Source organism: Paracoccus marcusii, assembly GCF_006151785.1.
Taxonomy (GTDB): domain Bacteria; phylum Pseudomonadota; class Alphaproteobacteria; order Rhodobacterales; family Rhodobacteraceae; genus Paracoccus; species Paracoccus marcusii.
The window spans coordinates 17451-34568 of the sequence record NZ_VDDD01000002.1 but is presented as its reverse complement, the minus strand read 5'-3'; the positions used below and the strand labels follow the sequence as shown (position 1 = coordinate 34568).

Annotated in this window: 21 protein-coding genes; 17 read left to right on the top strand and 4 right to left on the bottom strand. The window is 69.7% G+C overall.

Annotated features, from left to right (window positions below; genetic code table 11):
- Positions 1-46: 46 nt before the first annotated feature.
- From FHD68_RS00680 to FHD68_RS00645, 8 genes are all read left to right on the top strand, one after another.
- Positions 47-643, top strand: a complete 597-nt coding sequence (locus FHD68_RS00680) for a hypothetical protein (RefSeq protein ID WP_028720223.1) — start codon at positions 47-49, stop codon at positions 641-643.
- Positions 591-2594: a phage terminase large subunit family protein gene (locus FHD68_RS00675; protein ID WP_083548831.1), complete on the top strand. Its 2004-nt coding sequence runs from the start codon at positions 591-593 to the stop codon at positions 2592-2594. Before FHD68_RS00680 ends, FHD68_RS00675 begins: the two co-directional genes overlap by 53 nt.
- Positions 2585-2806, top strand: a complete 222-nt coding sequence (locus FHD68_RS00670; RefSeq protein ID WP_221288083.1) for a phage head-tail joining protein — start codon at positions 2585-2587, stop codon at positions 2804-2806. Before FHD68_RS00675 ends, FHD68_RS00670 begins: the two co-directional genes overlap by 10 nt.
- Positions 2806-4374 (top strand): phage portal protein, encoded by a 1569-nt coding sequence (locus FHD68_RS00665; RefSeq protein WP_127898515.1) that lies wholly within the window; start codon positions 2806-2808, stop codon positions 4372-4374. The genes FHD68_RS00670 and FHD68_RS00665 overlap by 1 nt, the downstream gene beginning before the upstream one ends.
- A gap of 5 nt (positions 4375-4379) precedes the next feature.
- Positions 4380-6434, top strand: coding sequence for a prohead protease/major capsid protein fusion protein (locus tag FHD68_RS00660; protein ID WP_127898516.1), 2055 nt, complete (start codon positions 4380-4382; stop codon positions 6432-6434).
- A 74-nt stretch (positions 6435-6508) separates the two neighbouring features.
- On the top strand, positions 6509-6844 hold the full coding sequence (locus FHD68_RS00655; RefSeq protein ID WP_062563543.1) for a DUF2190 family protein: 336 nt from the start codon (positions 6509-6511) through the stop codon (positions 6842-6844).
- Complete coding sequence (locus FHD68_RS00650; RefSeq protein WP_062563544.1) at positions 6844-7155, top strand: head-tail joining protein; 312 nt, start codon at positions 6844-6846, stop codon at positions 7153-7155. Before FHD68_RS00655 ends, FHD68_RS00650 begins: the two co-directional genes overlap by 1 nt.
- A complete protein-coding gene (locus tag FHD68_RS00645) occupies positions 7152-7781 on the top strand; it encodes a DUF6441 family protein (RefSeq protein ID WP_062563545.1) in 630 nt (209 codons plus the stop codon). Before FHD68_RS00650 ends, FHD68_RS00645 begins: the two co-directional genes overlap by 4 nt.
- Before the next feature lie 50 nt (positions 7782-7831).
- On the opposite strand, the gene merA is transcribed toward FHD68_RS00645, so the two are convergent.
- The 4 genes from merA to FHD68_RS00625 are packed head-to-tail and all read right to left on the bottom strand — an operon-like array spanning position 7832 to position 10212.
- The gene (merA, locus tag FHD68_RS00640; protein ID WP_244297718.1) at positions 7832-9256 is read right to left on the bottom strand and encodes a mercury(II) reductase; all 1425 of its coding nucleotides are present in this window, start codon (positions 9254-9256) and stop codon (positions 7832-7834) included.
- 4 nt (positions 9257-9260) lie between these two features.
- Positions 9261-9494, bottom strand: a complete 234-nt coding sequence (merF, locus tag FHD68_RS00635; RefSeq protein WP_123644184.1) for a mercury resistance system transport protein MerF — start codon at positions 9492-9494, stop codon at positions 9261-9263.
- Positions 9495-9498: 4 nt separating this feature from the next.
- On the bottom strand, positions 9499-9804 hold the full coding sequence (locus FHD68_RS00630) for a heavy-metal-associated domain-containing protein (RefSeq protein ID WP_062563548.1): 306 nt from the start codon (positions 9802-9804) through the stop codon (positions 9499-9501).
- 18 nt (positions 9805-9822) lie between these two features.
- Positions 9823-10212 carry a mercuric transporter MerT family protein gene (locus FHD68_RS00625; protein WP_062563549.1) on the bottom strand — a complete coding sequence of 130 codons (390 nt, stop codon included), beginning with the start codon at positions 10210-10212 and terminating at the stop codon, positions 9823-9825.
- A gap of 76 nt (positions 10213-10288) precedes the next feature.
- Here FHD68_RS00625 and FHD68_RS00620 point away from each other — a divergent pair, with 76 nt between their 5' ends.
- The 9 genes from FHD68_RS00620 to FHD68_RS00585 all read left to right on the top strand — a co-directional run bounded on the left by FHD68_RS00620 (position 10289) and on the right by FHD68_RS00585 (position 17117).
- Complete coding sequence (locus FHD68_RS00620) at positions 10289-10714, top strand: MerR family transcriptional regulator (RefSeq protein ID WP_062563550.1); 426 nt, start codon at positions 10289-10291, stop codon at positions 10712-10714.
- The gene (locus tag FHD68_RS00615; RefSeq protein ID WP_083548833.1) at positions 10711-11127 is read left to right on the top strand and encodes an acyl-CoA transferase; all 417 of its coding nucleotides are present in this window, start codon (positions 10711-10713) and stop codon (positions 11125-11127) included. Before FHD68_RS00620 ends, FHD68_RS00615 begins: the two co-directional genes overlap by 4 nt.
- A 24-nt stretch (positions 11128-11151) precedes the next feature.
- Positions 11152-12093: a phage tail tube protein gene (locus FHD68_RS00610; RefSeq protein ID WP_083548834.1), complete on the top strand. Its 942-nt coding sequence runs from the start codon at positions 11152-11154 to the stop codon at positions 12091-12093.
- Positions 12093-12530, top strand: coding sequence for a hypothetical protein (locus tag FHD68_RS00605; RefSeq protein WP_127898518.1), 438 nt, complete (start codon positions 12093-12095; stop codon positions 12528-12530). The genes FHD68_RS00610 and FHD68_RS00605 overlap by 1 nt, the downstream gene beginning before the upstream one ends.
- Positions 12531-12598: 68 nt before the next feature.
- The gene (locus FHD68_RS18855; protein WP_419181863.1) at positions 12599-12757 is read left to right on the top strand and encodes a DUF7697 family protein; all 159 of its coding nucleotides are present in this window, start codon (positions 12599-12601) and stop codon (positions 12755-12757) included.
- Positions 12750-15167, top strand: a complete 2418-nt coding sequence (locus FHD68_RS00600) for a phage tail tape measure C-terminal domain-containing protein (protein WP_127898519.1) — start codon at positions 12750-12752, stop codon at positions 15165-15167. Before FHD68_RS18855 ends, FHD68_RS00600 begins: the two co-directional genes overlap by 8 nt.
- Positions 15167-15793 (top strand): DUF2460 domain-containing protein, encoded by a 627-nt coding sequence (locus FHD68_RS00595; protein ID WP_083548837.1) that lies wholly within the window; start codon positions 15167-15169, stop codon positions 15791-15793. Before FHD68_RS00600 ends, FHD68_RS00595 begins: the two co-directional genes overlap by 1 nt.
- Complete coding sequence (locus FHD68_RS00590; RefSeq protein ID WP_093359545.1) at positions 15790-16674, top strand: DUF2163 domain-containing protein; 885 nt, start codon at positions 15790-15792, stop codon at positions 16672-16674. The genes FHD68_RS00595 and FHD68_RS00590 overlap by 4 nt, the downstream gene beginning before the upstream one ends.
- Positions 16671-17117 carry an NlpC/P60 family protein gene (locus tag FHD68_RS00585; RefSeq protein ID WP_093359544.1) on the top strand — a complete coding sequence of 149 codons (447 nt, stop codon included), beginning with the start codon at positions 16671-16673 and terminating at the stop codon, positions 17115-17117. The genes FHD68_RS00590 and FHD68_RS00585 overlap by 4 nt, the downstream gene beginning before the upstream one ends.
- Position 17118: the final 1 nt, after the last annotated feature.

Genomic DNA, 17118 nt, shown 5'->3' with positions numbered 1-17118 from the left:
ATCAACTCGATAAGAACATGATTTCGATAGATAATCGGAGCCGTCGATGCAGGGCATGAGCGAGCGCCAGTACGCCGCGCATGTCGGGCTGTCGCGGGGCGCGATCCAGAAGGCCAAGGCCGCCGAGCGGCTGGTCCTCTATCCCGACGGCAGCATCAACGCGGCCGCCAGCGACGCCAGACGTGCCGAGACGACCGACCCGTCCAAGACCCGCAAGCCGCCCACGCCGAAGCTGAAGCCCGTCCCCGAGGCGGCCGTGGCCGCTGTTGGCGACACGCTGCGTGAACAGGGGCTGGCAGTCCCGGCCGTCGGCGGCGGCACGACCTTCCTGCAGGCGAAGACCGCGAACGAGGTGCTGAAAGCGCAGGAGCGGCGCATCCGGCTCCAGAAGCTGAAGGGGGAGTTGATCGAGCGGGCCCGCGCGCTGGCGCTGGTGTTCCGGCTGGCGCGGGAGGAACGGGACGCGTGGGTGAACTGGCCTGCACGCGCGGCGGCGCTGATGGCGGCCGAACTGTCAGCCTCGTGCGCCGACGTGACCGGCCAGCAGATCACCGTGGAGCCAGCCGCGATGCAGAAGGTCCTGGAGAAACATGTACGCGCCCACCTCGACGAACTCGCCGAGGTCCGGCCCGACTTCCGGTGACGATGATGGCCTGATCGACTTCGACGGCGCGGGCGAGATCCTCCGCGCCTGGGGCAACGGGTTGCGGCCCGACCCGGACCTGACCGTTTCGGAATGGGCGGACCGGCACCGGATGCTCTCGGGGCGGGCTTCAGCCGAACCGGGGCGGTATCGCACCGTGCGCACGCCCTACATGCGCGAGATCATGGACCGGCTGTCGCCGGGGGATCCCACGCAGCGGATCGTGTTCATGAAGGCGGCGCAGGTCGGCGCGACCGAGGCGGGCAACAACTGGATCGGGTTCGCGATCCACCAGGCGCCGGGTCCGATGCTGGCGGTCCAGCCGACCGTGGAACTGGCCAAGCGCAACTCGCGCCAGCGCATCGACCCGCTGATCGATGAAAGCCCAGAGCTGCGGGAGCGGGTGAAGCCCGCGCGATCCCGCGATGCGGGCAACACGATGCTCTCGAAGGAGTTCGCGGGCGGCATCCTGATCATGACGGGCGCGAACTCGGCGGTCGGGCTTCGGTCCACCCCGGCGCGCTACATCTTCCTCGACGAGGTCGACGCCTATCCCGCCTCGGCCGACGAGGAAGGCGATCCGGTCACGCTCGCCGAGGCGCGCTCCCTGACCTTCGCCCACCGGCGCAAGGTGCTGCTGGTCTCGACGCCCACGATCCGGGGGCTGTCGCGCATCGAGCGCGAGTACGAGGCCAGCGACCAGCGTCGGTTCTTCGTGCCGTGCCCACAATGCGGCCACGCACAATGGCTGAAGTTCGACCGGCTGCGCTGGCAAAAGGGCCGCCCGGAGACGGCCGAGTATCACTGCGAGGGCTGCGACGCGGCAATCGCGGAACACCACAAGACGGCGATGCTGGAGGGCGGCGAATGGCGGGCGACCGCCACGGCCGCCGATCCGACCACGGTCGGGTATCACCTTTCGGCGCTCTATTCGCCGATCGGCTGGCTGAGCTGGGAGCGGATCGTGCGGTCATGGGAAGCAGCCCAAGGGTCGGACGAGGCGATCAAGGCGTTCCGCAACACGATCCTCGGCGAGACATGGGTCGAGACCGGGGAAGCGCCCGACTGGCAGCGGCTCTACGACCGGCGCGAACGCTGGAAATCCGGCACGGTGCCAGCAGGCGGGTTGTTCCTGACAGCCGGAGCCGACGTGCAGAAGGACCGGATCGAGGTCGATGTCTGGGCCTGGGGTCGCGGCTTGGAAAGCTGGCTCGTCGATCACGTCGTCATCGAGGGCGGGCCCGACCGGCACGACGCCTGGTCGGAGCTGACCGCGCTGCTGGACAGGTCCTGGCCGCATGAACGCCGCGCGCATCTCAGGATCGCGCGGCTCGCCATCGACACCGGCTACGAGGCCCCGGCGGTCTATTCCTGGTCGCGGGCGCAAGGCTTCGCGCAGGTGTCGCCGGTCAAGGGCGTCGAGGGGTTCAACCGCTCGAGCCCGGTGTCGGGGCCGACCTTTGTCGACGCGACCGAGGGCGGCAAACGCCTGCGGCGCGGGGCGCGGCTCTGGACCGTGGCGGTCTCGACCTTCAAGGCCGAAACCTACCGCTTCCTGCGGCTGGCACGCCCGACCGAGGAGGAGATGGCCGACGGGGCGGCGTTCCCGCCCGGCTCGGTGCACCTGCCGCACTGGGTCGAGAACGAATGGCTGAAGCAGTTCGTGGCCGAGCAGCTGGTGACGGTGCGCACCAAGCGCGGCTTCGCCCGGCTGGAATGGCAGAAGCTGCGCGAGCGCAACGAGGCGCTGGATTGCCGGGTCTACGCCCGCGCAGCCGCCTGGATCGCGGGCGCGGACCGCTGGCCCGACGAGAAATGGCGCGACCTCGAGGATCAGCTCGGGGCCGCCCCCACCGACACCGATCCCGCCGGGCAGATCAACCGGCCGGGACAGGCCCCGCAGGGCAAGCGCCGCTCCGACTGGCTCGGGCGGCGGGAGGGATGGTTCTGAACATGATCGACTGGACGGAAACCGAGCTTTCGGCGCTGCGCCGGGCCTATGCCAGCGGCACGACGCGCGTCAGCTATGATGGCAAGTCGGTGGATTACGGCTCGGCCGAGGATCTGCTCGCCCGCATCCGGACCATCGAGCGCGCCATCGCGGGCTTCAGCCGCCCGCTGCCCGTGGCGGGGCTCGCTGGCTTCTCGCGCGGGGATCGCTGATGTCGGCGACCTGGTTCGACCACGCCATCGCCACGGTGGCGCCGCGCATGGCGGCTCGGCGCGTGATGGCGCGTCAGGCATTCGAGACGCTGACGCGTGGCTATGACGGCGCGGCGCGCGGGCGACGGACGGACGGCTGGCGCGCGCCGGGATCCTCGGCCGACACCGAAATCGGCGTCGCCGGGGCGCTGCTGCGCGACCGCATGCGCGATCTGGTGCGCAACAACCCGCATGCGGCCAAGGCCGTGGCGGTGCTGGTCAACAACATCATCGGCGCGGGCATCATGCCCCGCGCCGCTAGCGGCGACGACAAGCTGGACCGGAAGGTCGATGCGCTCTTCGAACGCTGGACGGCGGACTGCGACGCCGATGGCCAGCTTGACTTCTATGGCCTGCAGACGCTGATCTGCCGGGAGATGGTCGAGGCGGGCGAGGTTCTGGTGCGCCGCCGCCTGCGGCGCGCGAGCGACGGCCTGCCGGTGCCGCTGCAATTGCAGGTGCTGGAAGCCGACTTCCTCGACGCCACCAAGTCCGGAGCCCTCGGCGCAGGGCGCCTCGTGCAGGGGATCGAGTTCGACCCGGTCGGGAAGCGCCGGGCTTACTGGCTGCATGCCGAGCATCCGGGCGACGCCTACGGGGCCTTGCAGAACGGGTTGCAGAGCCGCCCGGTCCCCGCGACCGAGATCGCCCATGTCTACGAGAAGCAGCGCACGCAAGCGCGCGGCGTCCCCTGGGGCGCGCCGGTGATCCGGTCGTTGCGTGATCTCGACGACTATGAAGTGGCCGAACTGGTTCGCAAGAAGACCGAGGCCTGCGTCACCGCCATCGTCTTCGGCGACGACGAGGCGCAACAGGGCATCGCGCCCTCCGTGGTCGATGCCGACGGCAACCGGGTGGAACAGTTCGAGCCGGGGCTGATCGCCTATGCCCGCGGCGGCAAGGACATCCGCTTCAACCAGCCCTCGGCGACGGGCGGCTACGGCGAATACAAGCGCGCGAGCCTGCACACGATCTCGGCAGGCTTCCGCGTGCCCTACGAGCTGCTGACGGGGGACCTGTCCCAAGTGAACTACTCCTCGATCCGGGCGGGTCTCGTGGAGTTCCGCCGCCAGATCGACGCCGTCCAATGGCAGCTGTTCATCCCGATGTTCTGCGCCCCGGTGTGGCGGTGGTTCACGGAAGCCGCATGGGCGGCGGGGCAGATCCCGTCGCCGATCGTGCCTGTGGAATGGTCGCCGCCGAAGTTCGAGGCGGTCGATCCGCAGAAGGACGCGATGGCGAACCTGCTGTCCATCCGCTCGGGCACCATGACGCTGGCCGAGGTGATCGCCCGGCAGGGCCGCAACCCCGACGCCGTGCTGGCCGAGATCGCGGCGACCAACGCCAAGCTCGACGCGCTGGGGTTGGTCCTCGACAGCGACCCTCGCCGCGTCACCAAGACCGGCAGCGCACAATCCAAAGACGGGGCCAGCGATCCGGCGAACGATCCGGCCGCCGACGAACCAGACGCCGACGACCCCTCCGCCGACGCGGATACAGACCCGGCGCAGGCCGACCAACAGGACTGACCTTCATGGACACGATGATCGAACTGCCGGCCATGCGCCGGTCGGCGGAGCTTGCGCCGAACACGGCCGATGCCGACAACCGCACCGTCGAGGTGGTCTGGTCGGCCGGGGCTCGCGTCCGCCGTGCCACCTTCTTCGGCGAGCCTTATGACGAGGAACTCAGCCTCGACCCGGCCCATGTCCGGCTCGACCGGCTGAACGCGGGCGCGCCGTTCCTGAAGGTGCACGAGCTCGACACGCTCGACGCGGTGATCGGCTCGGTCGTGCCGGGCTCGGCCCGGATCGAGAACGGTCGCGGCATCGCCTTGGTCCGGATCAGCGAGCGTGCCGATGTCGAGCCGATCTGGCGCGACATCCAGGCGGGGCACATCCGCGCCGTCTCCATCGGCTACCAGGTCCACCGGTTTGATATCTCGAAGCCTGATGGCGCCCGCGAGCTCTGGCGCGCGGTGGACTGGACGCCCTTCGAGGTCTCCGCCGTCGCGGTCGGAGCCGACCCAGCAGCGGGCTTCCGCGCCCAGCACCCCCTTCACGACTGCGTCCTCCACCGCCGGGACGCCCCTTCCACCACGAAAGGACCGATCCCGATGACGGACACGACCCAGACCCCGGCGAGCGACGCCGCAACCCCCGCCAACACCCAGCCGACCGAGCCGAATGATACCGAGGACACCCCCATGACCGAGCCGAAACCGGCTGCGCCCGACCCGAAGGTCGCGGCCAGCGAGACGCGCAGCCAGAAGACGCAGGTAACTCCCGCGCCCGATACCGAAGTGGTCGCCACCCGCGCCCGCGAGGCCGAGCGCGACCGCGTCTCCACCATTTACGATCTGGCCGGGCGGCTGAACCTCGAGCGCGGCTTCGCCGAGGATCTGGTCAAGCGCGGCGTCAGCATCGACGAGTCCCGCCGACTGATCCTCGACCAGGTCGCCGCGAAATCCGACGAGACCCGGAACTTCCCCCATGTCTCCGTCCCGCTCGGCGGCCGAGACGAGTGCATCACCCGCCGTGACGCGGTGGCGAACGCACTGCTGCACCGCTACAGCCCAACGCTGTTCCAGCTCGAGGACGCCGCGCGCCAGTATCGCGGCATGACGCTGCTGGAGCTCGCCCGCGAAAGCCTCGGCAATGCCGGGGTCAACACGCGCGGCCTGTCGCGTGACGAGGTGGCGACGCGCGCGCTGCACTCGACCTCGGACTTCCCCGAGATCCTGTCGGCCGTCACCAACAAGACGCTGCGGCAGGCCTACGAGGCCTATCCCCGCACCTTCATGCTGTTCTGTCGCCAGGTGCTGGCGACCGACTTCAAGGCGATGCATCGCGTCCAGCTCGGCGAAGCCCCGCAGCTGCTCGAGGTCGGCGAAAGCGGCGAGTTCAAGCGCGGCACGCTGGGCGAGAGCAAGGAGAGCTACAAGGTCAAGACCTATGGCCGGGTGGTCGCCATCACCCGTCAGACGCTGATCAACGACGATCTCGACGCCTTCACCCGCATCCCGGCGATGTACGGCAACTCCATCGCCCAGCTGGAGTCGGACGTGGTCTGGGGCATCATCACCGCCAACCCGGCGATGGCCGACGGCAATGCGCTCTTCCACACCACCCACAAGAACCTGGCAGGCACCGGCGCGGCGCTCGATGTCAGCAGCGTCGGAGCGGCGCGCGCGGCGATGGCCAAGCAGACCGGCCTCGACAAGAAGACGGTGCTGAACGTCCGGCCTGCCTTCCTGATCGTGCCGGCCTCACTGGAACTGAAAGCCGAACAGCTGGTGGCCCAGAACCTCGTGCCCGCCGCGACGTCCAGCGTGGTGCCGCAGTCGATCAGGACGCTGGCGCCGATCAGCGAGCCCCGGCTCGACGCCGCCAGCGAGACCGCCTGGTATCTGGCGGCCAGCCCGAACCAGATCGACACCATCGAGTACGCCTATCTCGAGGGCCAGCAGGGCGCCTATATCGAGACGCGCAACGGCTTCGACGTCGACGGGGTCGAGATCAAGTGCCGCCTCGACTTCGGAGCCAAGGCCATCGACTGGCGCGGCCTCTACAAGAACCCGGGCGCGTAAGGCGCGCTTCCTGAACCCTGACACACGGGCGGTCCTGACGGGCCGCCCTTCGTCTTTCCACGAGGATCCCCATCATGAAAACCTACGTCCAGCCCGGCAACACCATCACCCTGACCGCGCCCTATGCCGTCGCCTCCGGCGATGGCCTGCTCGTCGGCTCCATCTTCGGCATCGCCGCGGGTGCCGCCGCCATTGGCGAGCCCGTCGAGACCGCGCTCGTCGGCGTGTTCGACATCACCAAGGTCGGCTCCCAGGCGTGGACGGTTGGCGCCAAGGTCTATTGGGACGACACCAACAAGCGCACCACGACCGTCGCGACCGACAACACCCTCATCGGCGCGGCCGTCGAGGCGGTGGCGAGCGGCGCCGGCGACACCATCGGCCGGGTGCGCCTGAACGCGACGTTCTGATGTCGGCCTTCGCCGCCGCCATCGGCGCGCTCTTCGCCGATCCGAACATCGGCCGGGACGCGGTCTACATCGCCGACGGCGGTACACCCGTGCTGGTGCGTGCCGTCGCCCGTCGCGCCGACGCGGTCACCGACTTCGGCGACGCGCGGCTCTGGTCCGAAACCACCCGGATCGACCTGCGCGTGGCCGAGGTGGCGAACCCGCGTCCCGGCGACCGCATCGAGATCGACGGCGACGCCTTCCTCATACAGGGCGAGCCGGTCCGCGACCGCGAGCGGCTGGTCTGGACCGTCGACCTGAGGCCCGCGTGAAACTGAAGCTCGACATCGATCCCGACATCGTCGCGATGATGGCGGCCGAGGTCGCGGCGGGTGAACGGGCCGTCACCGCCGCCATTCGCGAGGCCGGGACTGGGCTGAAGACGGCGTGGCGGTTGCAGATCACCGGCGCGGGGCTTGGTACACGGCTCGCCAACTCGATCCGGAGCCAGAACTTCCCGAGGTCGGGCGAGAGCCTTGAGGCTGCGGCGCTGGTCTGGTCGAAGGCGCCGGTAATCGTCGGTGCGCATGACACCGGGCCGCTGATCCGATCGAAGAACGGGTTCTGGCTGGCGATCCCGCTGCCCGCGGCGGGCAAATCCCTGCGCGGCGGCCGGATCACCCCCGGTGAATGGGAGCGGCGACGCGGCCTCCGCCTGCGTTTCGTCTATCGCCGGACGGGCCCCAGCCTGCTGGTCGCCGAGGGGCGGCTGAACACGAAAGGCCAGGCGGTGGTGTCGCGGTCGAAGACCGGGCGCGGAAAGGTCACTGCGCCGATCTTCCTGCTGGTGCCACAGGTCAAGCTGCCGAAGCGGCTGGATCTGGCGCGGGATGCAGACCGGGCGTTGGACAGCGTGCCGGGGCTGATCGTGGCGAACTGGGTGGGGGGTAGGTTGTGATCGCATCGATGCGCAATCTTGCTCGGCAGCCACGAAACCGACGGCTCGGGTTACCCCGCGCAGCACGACAGCTTCGCGACATCCTTGTCGAAGGTCTGCGCGGCGAGCTTCAGCCCCTCTACCGTGGTCAGATAGGGGAAGATCGTCTCGCCGAGCGCCTTTGTCGTCATGCCGAACTTGAGCGCCATGGCGAGCGTCTGGACACTGTCGGCTCCCTCCGGCGCCATGATCACGCCGCCCAGGAGGCGGTCGGTCGCCCGGTCCGCGACGAGCTTGATCAGGCCGCGCGTGTCGCGGGCGGCGAGCGCGCGGGGCACGTTGTCGAGCGTCAGCACACTGGTTTTGACGTCATGACCCGCGGCGCGCGCCTGCGCCTCGGTCAGCCCGACGCCGGCGACCTGCGGATCGGTGAACACCACCCACGGCATCGCGGCGTTGTCGTAGCGCTCCGCCCCGCCCAGAACGGCGTTGCGGGACGCGAGCTTGGCGCCATAGGCGGCCATGTAGACGAACTGGTCGCGGTCGGTCACATCGCCCGCCGCGAAGATGCCGGCCTTCGTGGTCTGCATGTCGTCGCCCACCCGGATCGCGCCACGCGCGTCGGTCTCGACGCCCATCTCCGCGAGGCCCAGCCCCTCGGTGTTGGCTGCGCGTCCCGTCGTCAGGACGAGGCGGTCGGCCGTCAGATCGCGGTCTGCGCCGTCCACCGTCACCGTCAGGACCGCACGGACCCCGTCGCGCCGTGCGGCGTCGTAGGTCGCGCCATCGACAACCGCGACGCCCTCGGCGCGCAGCGTCTCCGTCAGCGCCCGGGACACCTCCGGCTCTGTGCGCGGCAGCAGGCGCGAGCGGCAGACAATGGTGACGCGGGTGCCCATCCGCGCCATCATCTGCGCCAGCTCCACGCCGATGTAGCCGCCGCCGAGGAAGATCAGGCTTTCGGGCAACCGGTCCAGCTCCAGCAGCGACGTGCTGTCGAGCGTTGGTGCGTCCTGGATCCCAGGGATGTCGGGCACGGCGGGTCGGCCACCGGTCGCGACGATCACCTTGGGAGCCGTGATCCTGCGCCCGCCGACCTCGACCCCGCCGAGGACGAGACGCGCCGGACCCTCGTCGAGATAGGTCACACCGCCGTAGCCCGGCAGCAGATCGGCGTACTTCTTCTGGCGCAGTGTCGCGACAAGATCGTCCTTGGCCGCAATCAGCGCCGACCAGTCGGCGACCTGCGCCTCGCTGTTCAGGCCCGGGAACCGATGTGCTGTCTGCGCACCGTGCAGGGCTTCCGCGGCCCGGATCATCGTCTTGGAGGGCACACAGCCCACGTTCACGCAGGTCCCGCCGATGGTGCCATGGCCGATCAGCGCGACGCGCTTGCCTCCCTCGGCGGCGGTGATCGCGGCCGAGAACCCGGCCGATCCGGCGCCGATCACGGCAAGGTCGAAATCGCCCTTGGGCGCGCAGCAATCGTCTTTCATCAAGTCATCCATCCGTTCGAGTGGTCTGGCGCCGCTGCCGTCTCCAGACCGCGTACACGGTCAGCGCGACGAAAAAGGCGAGCGCGGGCAGCAGAACGTAGTCGAGCCAACCCAGCCAGGCCGACAGGCCCACGGCACCCAGAAGCACCACCAGCACCGGAGTGAAGCAGCAGAGCGCCGCGATGACGGTGCCGACGATCCCTGTCGCGATCAGCTTGCGGTCGGACTGCTCGGTCATCTCGTCAGCCCGCGACACGCGCCGGGTAGCCTGCATTGGCCGACGCGGTCGCGATGGCGTCGGCGCTCGTCGCGGCGGTGTCGAAGATCACCGTGGCGGTGCGGGCATCGAAGTCGATCTCGACGGCGCGCACGCCCGCGACGCCCTCCATCGCACGCTTCACGGTGACTGGGCAGAGCGCGCAGGTCATGTTGTCCACCGCGAAGGTGACGGTCTGCTCGGCGGCGACGGTCTGCGCGGCAACAGGGATGGCGGTGATCGGCACAACGGCGGTCAGGCCGAACAAGGCGAGTGCAAGGATCTTCTTCATGTGGATGTCCTTTCGGGGTCAGTAGAGAAGCGGGGCCCACCAGTCGATGGTGAGGGCTGCGAGAACGAGGATCAGGGAGGCCCAGAGAGCCGACTTGGTGATGCGCGCCGATGCTGGCCTTGCGCAGTAGGAACCGGGTTCGCAGACGGTTGGCTTGCGGAAATAGACCTGCCAGAAACCCGCCGCGATGAAGCCGAGCGCGATCACGGCGAAGATCGGCTTGTAAGGCTCCAGAGCCGTCAGGTTGCCGATCCAGGCGCCCGAGATGCCGAGAGTCAGAAGCACCAGCGGCCCGATGCAGCAGGCCGAGGCGAGAAAGGCGCCCACCACACCGCCCGCCGCGAGCCAGCCCTTTCGGGCGGGGCGATCCGCGCCCGTGCTGTCCGTTCTGTCGTCTGTCAGCGCCATGTCGCGCACCTCTCGTCTGTGATTGACGATGGGTGTAGGGTCTGTAGCAACTACAGGCTCAAGAGGAAACTTGCCCATGACCGATCACGAGCGCGAGAGCGGCTTCACACGCGGCGACCTGGCCCGGGCGACCGGCTGCAACATCGAGACGATCCGCTATTACGAGAAGACCGGCCTGCTGCCCGACCCGCCCCGCACGGACGCCGGCTACCGGGTCTATTCCGCCGCACACGCCACACGCCTCCGCTTCATCCTGCGCGCCCGCGAACTCGGGTTCTCGATGGAGGACATCCGCGGGCTGATGGGGCTCGGCGACGGCGCCGCGCCGACCTGCGCCGAGGTCAAGGAACGGACGGAGCGGCACCTTGCCGATGTCCGCGCGAGGATCGCGGATCTTCGGCGTATCGAATCCGTCCTCGCTACAACTGCATCCAGGTGTTCGGGCGCCGAAGTCCCCGATTGTCCGGTGCTCGACGCGATTTCCAACTCGGCCGACCCATGACACCTCGCGAAACCATCCTCGTCGCGCTGCACGCGCGGCTCTCGGCGCTGCCCGCCACCGCTCTGCGCGGGGACGTGCTGCCCGAGCGCATGCCGGTCGAGGGCCTGATGATCCTGCGCGATGGCGAACCAGGTGCGCCCGAAGTCACGCTGTCGCCGCTGCGCTATCACTACCAGCACCGAGCCGAGATCGAGGCGGTCGTTCAGGGTGCCGATCGCGACGCCGCCTTTGACACGCTGACCGCCAGCATCGGCGCAGCGCTCGCCGCCGACCGGACGCTGGGCGGGTTCTGCGACTGGGTCGAGGCCGAAGCCCCGCGCCCGGTCGATCTGCCGGTCGAGGGCGCGGCGAGTCTGAAGGCCGCCGTTATCCCGGTCGTGCTGCACTATTCCACGGCCGACCCGCTGGCCTGACCCAACCGACCACAGGAGACGAACATGGCACGAGCCCAAGGGGCGCGAGCGCTGATGGCGCTTGCGTTCGAGACGACCTATGGAACGCCGCCCGTCAGCGGCTTCACCCGCATGCCCTTCGCCAGCACGTCGCTCGGCGCGGAGCAGCCGCTGCTGAATTCGGAGCTTCTCGGCTACGGCCGCGATCCGCTAGCGCCGATCAAGGACGCCGTGACGGCCGACGGCGACGTCGTCGTGCCGCTGGACGCCGAGGCGTTCGGCTTCTGGCTGAAGGCAGCCTTCGGCGCGCCCACGACCACGGGCGCGGAGGCCCCGTACAGCCACGAATTTCAGTCGGGGTCCTGGACGTTGCCCTCGATGTCGATCGAGACCGGCATGCCCGAGGTGCCCCGCTATGCGATGTACTCGGGCTGCGTGCTCGACCAGATCACCTGGCAGATGCAGCGCTCGGGCCTGCTCACCGCGACCGCGCGGCTGGTGGCGCAGGGCGAGACGGTCGGCACCACGACCAGTGCCGGAACGCCCGCCGCACTGGAGTTGAAGCGCTTCGGCCATTTCAACGGGGCGATCACCCGGAACGGCACCGCCCTCGGCAATGTGGTCTCGGCCGAGATCACCTACGCCAACAACCTCGACCGGATCGAGACCATCCGCTCGGACGGCCGCATCGATGGCGCGGATCCATCCATTGCCGCGCTGACGGGCCGGATCGAGGTGCGCTTCGCCGACCAGACGCTGGTGACGCAGGCGATCAACGGCGAGGCCTGCGAGATGGAATTCGCCTACGTCCTGCCTTCAGGCGAAAGCTTCTCCTTCACCGTGCACGCCGTCTACCTGCCGCGTCCACGGATCGAGATTTCCGGGCCGCAGGGCGTCCAGGCGACATTCGACTGGCAGGCCGCGCGCGACAGCGTCGTCGGCCGGATGTGCACCGCCACCCTCGTGAATGACGTGGAGACGTATTGATGCTGACGCTCGACCTGACCAACGCGCCGCGCTGGCATGACCTCGCCCCCGGCGTCCGGGTGCAACTGCGCCCGCTGACGACCGCCCTGATGGTCGCGACGCGCAGCGACCCCGCCGTCGAGGCGGTGCCCGAGGAGGCTTCCGACGAGGAGCGCGCCGTCGCCTTCGCCAAGGCGCTGGCGCGACGGGCTGTGCTCGGCTGGGAGGGCATCGGCGATGCCGACGGCAACCCGATCGATCCCACCCCCGAGGCCATCGACACGCTGCTCGACGTCTGGCCGATCTTCGAGGCCTTCCAATTGACCTACGTGTCCAAAGGCCTGCTGCTGGAACAGGAAAAAAACGCCTCCGCGCTCTCGCCGAGTGGTCCTTCGGCGGGGGCGAGCGCTACTGCGAAGCCTGCGCGCAAGCGTGCGAAGACTGCCCGACGCGCCTGAACCGGCCGCTTACCCATGAGGGCTGGCAGGTCTGGGATCTCGTCGGCCGCCTCGGCGGTCAGTTGCGCGTGCTGCCCGGCGCGGTGGTCGGCTGGGACCTGTCCGCGGCCCTCGCTCTGGGAAATGCGCTCGGCGTCCCGCCCGCTGCTGCGGGTGAACTCTTGCCCGTCATCGAAGCGGTGATGGTGGCCAAGCTCAACGAAAAGATGGATCATTCCCATGGCTGAGAAGAGGGTCAGCGTCCGCCTCGCGGCCGTGGGCGGACGGCAGGTGCGCGCCGAACTCGAAGGCGTGGGCGAGGCCGGGTCGCGCGGCTTCGGACGGCTGAGCCGGGAGATGGAAGCCGCGAACGCCCGGCTCGCGGCCTTCTCGCGGCGGGTGCGGGTCGCGGCTGCCGCTGCCGTGGCCGCCGCAGCCGCTGCTGGCGTGGCGATGATCCGGTCCAGCCTGCAGACGGTCGATGCGCAGGCGAAGCTGGCGCAGTCGCTCGGCACCACCGTCGCCTCGATCCAGACGCTGGAGCGCGCGGGCGATCTGGCGGGCGTCTCCATGTCCGGCATCGAGCAGGCCACCAAGGATCTGACGCGCCGTCTCAGTCAGGCGGCCGCCGGGACCGGCCCTGCTGCCGACGCGCTCGACCGGCTGGGGCTTTCAGCAAATGAGCTGATCGCCTTGCCGCTGGACCAGCGCGTGGGCGCGATCAACGCGGCGATCGAGAGCTTCGTGCCTGCCGCCGAGCGCGCGGCGGTCGCGGGCCAGCTCTTCGGCGAGGAAGGCTCCATCGCGATGAGCCGGATCGACACCGCGACGCTGCGCCAGGCGACAGAGGACGTCCTCGCCTTCGGGGTTGTCGTCTCCGAGCAGGACGCCGACCAGATCGAGCGGACGAACGACGCCATCTCGCGGCTCGGGTTGGTCTGGCGCGGGCTCTCGAACCAGTTGGCGGTCGCAGCGGCACCTGCGCTGGAAGCCGTCGCCGATGCCATGGCGGCGGTGGCCAGCCGCACCGGGCCGCTCGGCATCGCGATCCGCGGTCTCTTGGACAACATCGGCCGCCTGACCACCTATGCCGCCACCTTCGCGGCGTTCCTCGCGGGACGTTGGGTCGCCGGCATGGCGGCTGCGGCGCTCTCGGTCCGGGGCCTCGCCACGGCGCTCGTTGTCCTGCGCGGGGCGCTGATCCGCACCGGCATCGGCGCGCTGATCGTCGGCGCGGGCGAGCTCGTCTACCAGTTCACCCGGCTCGTCTCCGGCGCCGGCGGTTTCGGAGAAGCGATGTCGCTCCTGAAGGACCTCGCGGTCGAGGTCTGGGAACGCATCAGTATGGGCGCGGCGGCGGCGGGCGCGGCCGCCACGGCGATGTTCTTCGACCTGAAGGCGGATGCCGCATCGGGCATGCAGAGCGCCATCGAGAGCGTGGTGGGCTTCGGCAACACGGCCGCGAACACCTTCGAAGGCGCCTACGAGGCGATCAAGGCGATCTGGGGCCTGCTGCCCGCCGCCATCGGCGATCTCGCGTTCCAGGCGGCCAACAGCCTGGTCGATGGCGTCGAGGCGATGCTGAACGGGGTGGTCTCGCGGATCAACGGCTTTATCGGCGGCATCAACCAGGGGCTCGAAGCGCTCGGGTCGGAGCGGCGCATATCGCTGGTTCCGGACCTCGACCTCGGCGAGATCGAGAACCGCTTCGAGGGAGCGGCGACTGCCGCAACCACGGCAGCTCAGGCGGCCTTCGATCGGGCCTTCGAGGACAATCCGCTCTCCGCGCCCGATCTCGGTCTGACCGAGGCGGCGAACAGGGCGCTCGAGTCCGCCAACCTTTACCGCGGCGCGGCGCGCGACCTGGCGGAGGGGGCCCGTGCGCCCCTCGAAAGCTGGCAGGCGCTGCGCGATGCCGTACGCGGCACCGACGAGGACGGCGCCGACGCACTGGCCGAGACCACCGCTGCGGCGGAGCGCCTGGAGACGTCCCTCGGCGACGCCGGGCGCGCCGCAACAGATGCAGGTGTGGCGGCCGGAGCTGCTGCTGCGGTAGCGGAGCCCGCGACCGATGCGGCCGTCACCGGCTGGCGGGCGGTCACCGCCGCGCTCTCCGACTACGCCAGCAAGGCCCGCGAGATCGGTGGCGACATCGGCCAGAGCCTCGTCGGCGCCTTCCAGTCGGCCGAGAACGCGGTGGGCCAGTTCGTGAAGACCGGCAAGCTCGACTTCCGCGATCTGGTGACGTCGCTGCTGGCCGATCTCGCCCAACTGGCGGCGCGGCGGTTCATCCTCGGGCCGATCGCCAATGCGCTCTCCGGCGTCTTCTCCGGGGTGGGCGGCATCTTCGCCAACGTCCTGCATGCGGGCGGGATGGTCGGATCGGCTGGACCCTCGCGGATGGTCCCGGCCATGGCCTTCGCCGCCGCGCCGCGGATGCATGGTGGCGGCATGGCCGGGCTTCGTCACGACGAGGTGCCCGCGATCCTGCAGCGCGGGGAACGCGTGCTGTCGCGGCGGGAGGCACAGAGCTACGGCGCGGGCGGCGGGGTCAACGTGACCATCATGGCCCGCGACGCCGAGAGCTTCCGGCAATCGCGAACGCAGGTCGCCGCGGATATCGCCCGCGCCGTGTCGCTCGGTCGGAGGGGCATGTGATGGCGTTTCACGAGGTCCGGTTTCCCGACAACATCAGCCGAGGTGCGCGGGGCGGACCGGAGCGGCGCACGCAGATCGTCGAGCTCGCCTCGGGCGACGAGGAGCGCAACGCCAGCTGGGCCAATTCGCGCCGCCGCTACGATGTCGCCTATGGCATCCGCCGCGCCGACGATCTGGCCGCCGTCGTCGCCTTCTTCGAGGCGCGCAATGGCCGCCTGCATGGCTTCCGGTTCAAGGACTGGGGTGACCACAAGTCCTGCCTGCCTTCGGGCACGCCGTCGCCCACCGATCAGTCTATCGGCACGGGCGACGGCGCGACGACCGCCTTCCAGCTGGTCAAGCGCTACGCCTCGGGTGCGCAATCCTGGACGCGCGCCGTCGCGAAGCCGGTGACCGGAACCGCGCGCATCGCGCTCGGCGGGGTCGAGCAGCCTTCCGGCTGGTCGGTCGACACCGCCACCGGCGTCGTCACCTTCAGCACCGCGCCGGGCGCTGGCGCCGCCATCACCGCGGGCTTCGAGTTCGACGTGCCGGTCCGTTTCGACACCGACGCGCTCGACGTGACGCTCGACCTCGAGCGGCTCGGCTCGATCACCTCCATCCCGCTTCTGGAACTGCGCCGATGAAGTCCCTCGACCCCGACCTGCAGGCCCATCTCGACGAGGGAACGACGACGCTCGCCTGGTGCTGGCGGATCGTGCGCGCCGACGGCACGAGTTTCGGCTTCACCGACCACGATCGGACGCTCAGCTTCGAGGGGACGGATTTCGAGCCCGAGAGCGGGCTGACGGCCTCCGAGGTCCGTTCCGGCTCGGACCTCTCGGTCGATGCGCAGGACGCCGAGGGCGTGCTGACCTCGGACCGGATTACCGAGACCGACATCCTCGACGGCCGCTGGGATAACGCCGAGGTCGAAGTCTGGCGGGTGAACTGGGCCGACACGAACCAGCGCGTGCTGATGCGGCGCGGGGCCATCGGCCAGATCCGGCGCGGGCGGCTGGCCTTCGTCGCCGAAGTCCGCTCGCTCGCGCATGTGCTTGGCCAGACGATCGGGCGGACGTTCCAGGCGACCTGCGATGCCGCGCTCGGCGATGCGCGCTGCGGCGTCGATCTGGAGAACCCGGCGTTCAAGGGCACGAGCGTCGTGATCGACCTTCTACGCGACCGCGCCTTCACCGCTTCGGGCCTCGGCGGCTTCGCCTCCGGCTGGTTCACCTTCGGGACCATCGAATGGACCAGTGGCTCCAACGCGGGGCGTCGGGCCGAGGTTCTCGGCCATGATGTGACGGACGGCATCGCCGTGCTGACCCTTCTCGAGGCGCCGGTGCGCGAGATCTCCGAGGGCAATGCCTTCACCATCCGTGCGGGCTGCGATAAGCGGATCGAGACCTGCGGCGCCAGGTTCGCCAACACGGCCAACTTCCGGGGGTTCCCGCACATCCCCGGCCAGGATGCCGTGCTGCGCTACGCCACCAAGGATGGCGGCCACGAGGGAGGCGTGCTGTGACGCAACCTCTCGCATCGGCCGACCCCGCGCGTGTCGTCGCCGTCGCACGCTCCTGGCTCGGCACGCCGTACCACGACCAGGCCAGCCTGCGCGGCGTCGGTTGCGATTGCCTCGGGCTCGCGCGGGGGGTCTGGCGCGACGTGGTGGGGCCGGAGCCGTTCCCGATTCTGCCTTACAGCCGCGACTGGGGCGAGACCGGCCCGCGCGAGGTTCTGGCCGAAGGCGCGCGGCGCATGATGATCGAGGTGTCGCCTGCCGAGGCCGGTCCCGGCGCGCTGGTCCTCTTCTGCATGAGGCCCCGCGCCATCGCCAAGCATGTCGGGATCCTCACCGGTCCTGCCACCTTCCTCCACGCCTATGAGCGGCTCGGCGTGATCGAGGAACCGCTCACCAATGCCTGGCGGCGGCGCATCGCCTTCGCCTTCCTCTTCCCGCAACGCTGAG

Coding starts and splice junctions, on each gene's coding strand:
- FHD68_RS00680 (WP_028720223.1), top strand. CDS start 47: ATGCAGGGCATGAGCGAGCGCCAGTACGCCGCGCATGTCGGGCTGTCG.
- FHD68_RS00675 (WP_083548831.1), top strand. CDS start 591: ATGTACGCGCCCACCTCGACGAACTCGCCGAGGTCCGGCCCGACTTCC.
- FHD68_RS00670 (WP_221288083.1), top strand. CDS start 2,585: ATGGTTCTGAACATGATCGACTGGACGGAAACCGAGCTTTCGGCGCTG.
- FHD68_RS00665 (WP_127898515.1), top strand. CDS start 2,806: ATGTCGGCGACCTGGTTCGACCACGCCATCGCCACGGTGGCGCCGCGC.
- FHD68_RS00660 (WP_127898516.1), top strand. CDS start 4,380: ATGGACACGATGATCGAACTGCCGGCCATGCGCCGGTCGGCGGAGCTT.
- FHD68_RS00655 (WP_062563543.1), top strand. CDS start 6,509: ATGAAAACCTACGTCCAGCCCGGCAACACCATCACCCTGACCGCGCCC.
- FHD68_RS00650 (WP_062563544.1), top strand. CDS start 6,844: ATGTCGGCCTTCGCCGCCGCCATCGGCGCGCTCTTCGCCGATCCGAAC.
- merA (WP_244297718.1), bottom strand. CDS start 9,256: ATGAAAGACGATTGCTGCGCGCCCAAGGGCGATTTCGACCTTGCCGTG.
- merF (WP_123644184.1), bottom strand. CDS start 9,494: ATGACCGAGCAGTCCGACCGCAAGCTGATCGCGACAGGGATCGTCGGC.
- FHD68_RS00630 (WP_062563548.1), bottom strand. CDS start 9,804: ATGAAGAAGATCCTTGCACTCGCCTTGTTCGGCCTGACCGCCGTTGTG.
- FHD68_RS00625 (WP_062563549.1), bottom strand. CDS start 10,212: ATGGCGCTGACAGACGACAGAACGGACAGCACGGGCGCGGATCGCCCC.
- FHD68_RS00620 (WP_062563550.1), top strand. CDS start 10,289: ATGACCGATCACGAGCGCGAGAGCGGCTTCACACGCGGCGACCTGGCC.
- FHD68_RS00615 (WP_083548833.1), top strand. CDS start 10,711: ATGACACCTCGCGAAACCATCCTCGTCGCGCTGCACGCGCGGCTCTCG.
- FHD68_RS00610 (WP_083548834.1), top strand. CDS start 11,152: ATGGCACGAGCCCAAGGGGCGCGAGCGCTGATGGCGCTTGCGTTCGAG.
- FHD68_RS00605 (WP_127898518.1), top strand. CDS start 12,093: ATGCTGACGCTCGACCTGACCAACGCGCCGCGCTGGCATGACCTCGCC.
- FHD68_RS00600 (WP_127898519.1), top strand. CDS start 12,750: ATGGCTGAGAAGAGGGTCAGCGTCCGCCTCGCGGCCGTGGGCGGACGG.
- FHD68_RS00595 (WP_083548837.1), top strand. CDS start 15,167: ATGGCGTTTCACGAGGTCCGGTTTCCCGACAACATCAGCCGAGGTGCG.
- FHD68_RS00590 (WP_093359545.1), top strand. CDS start 15,790: ATGAAGTCCCTCGACCCCGACCTGCAGGCCCATCTCGACGAGGGAACG.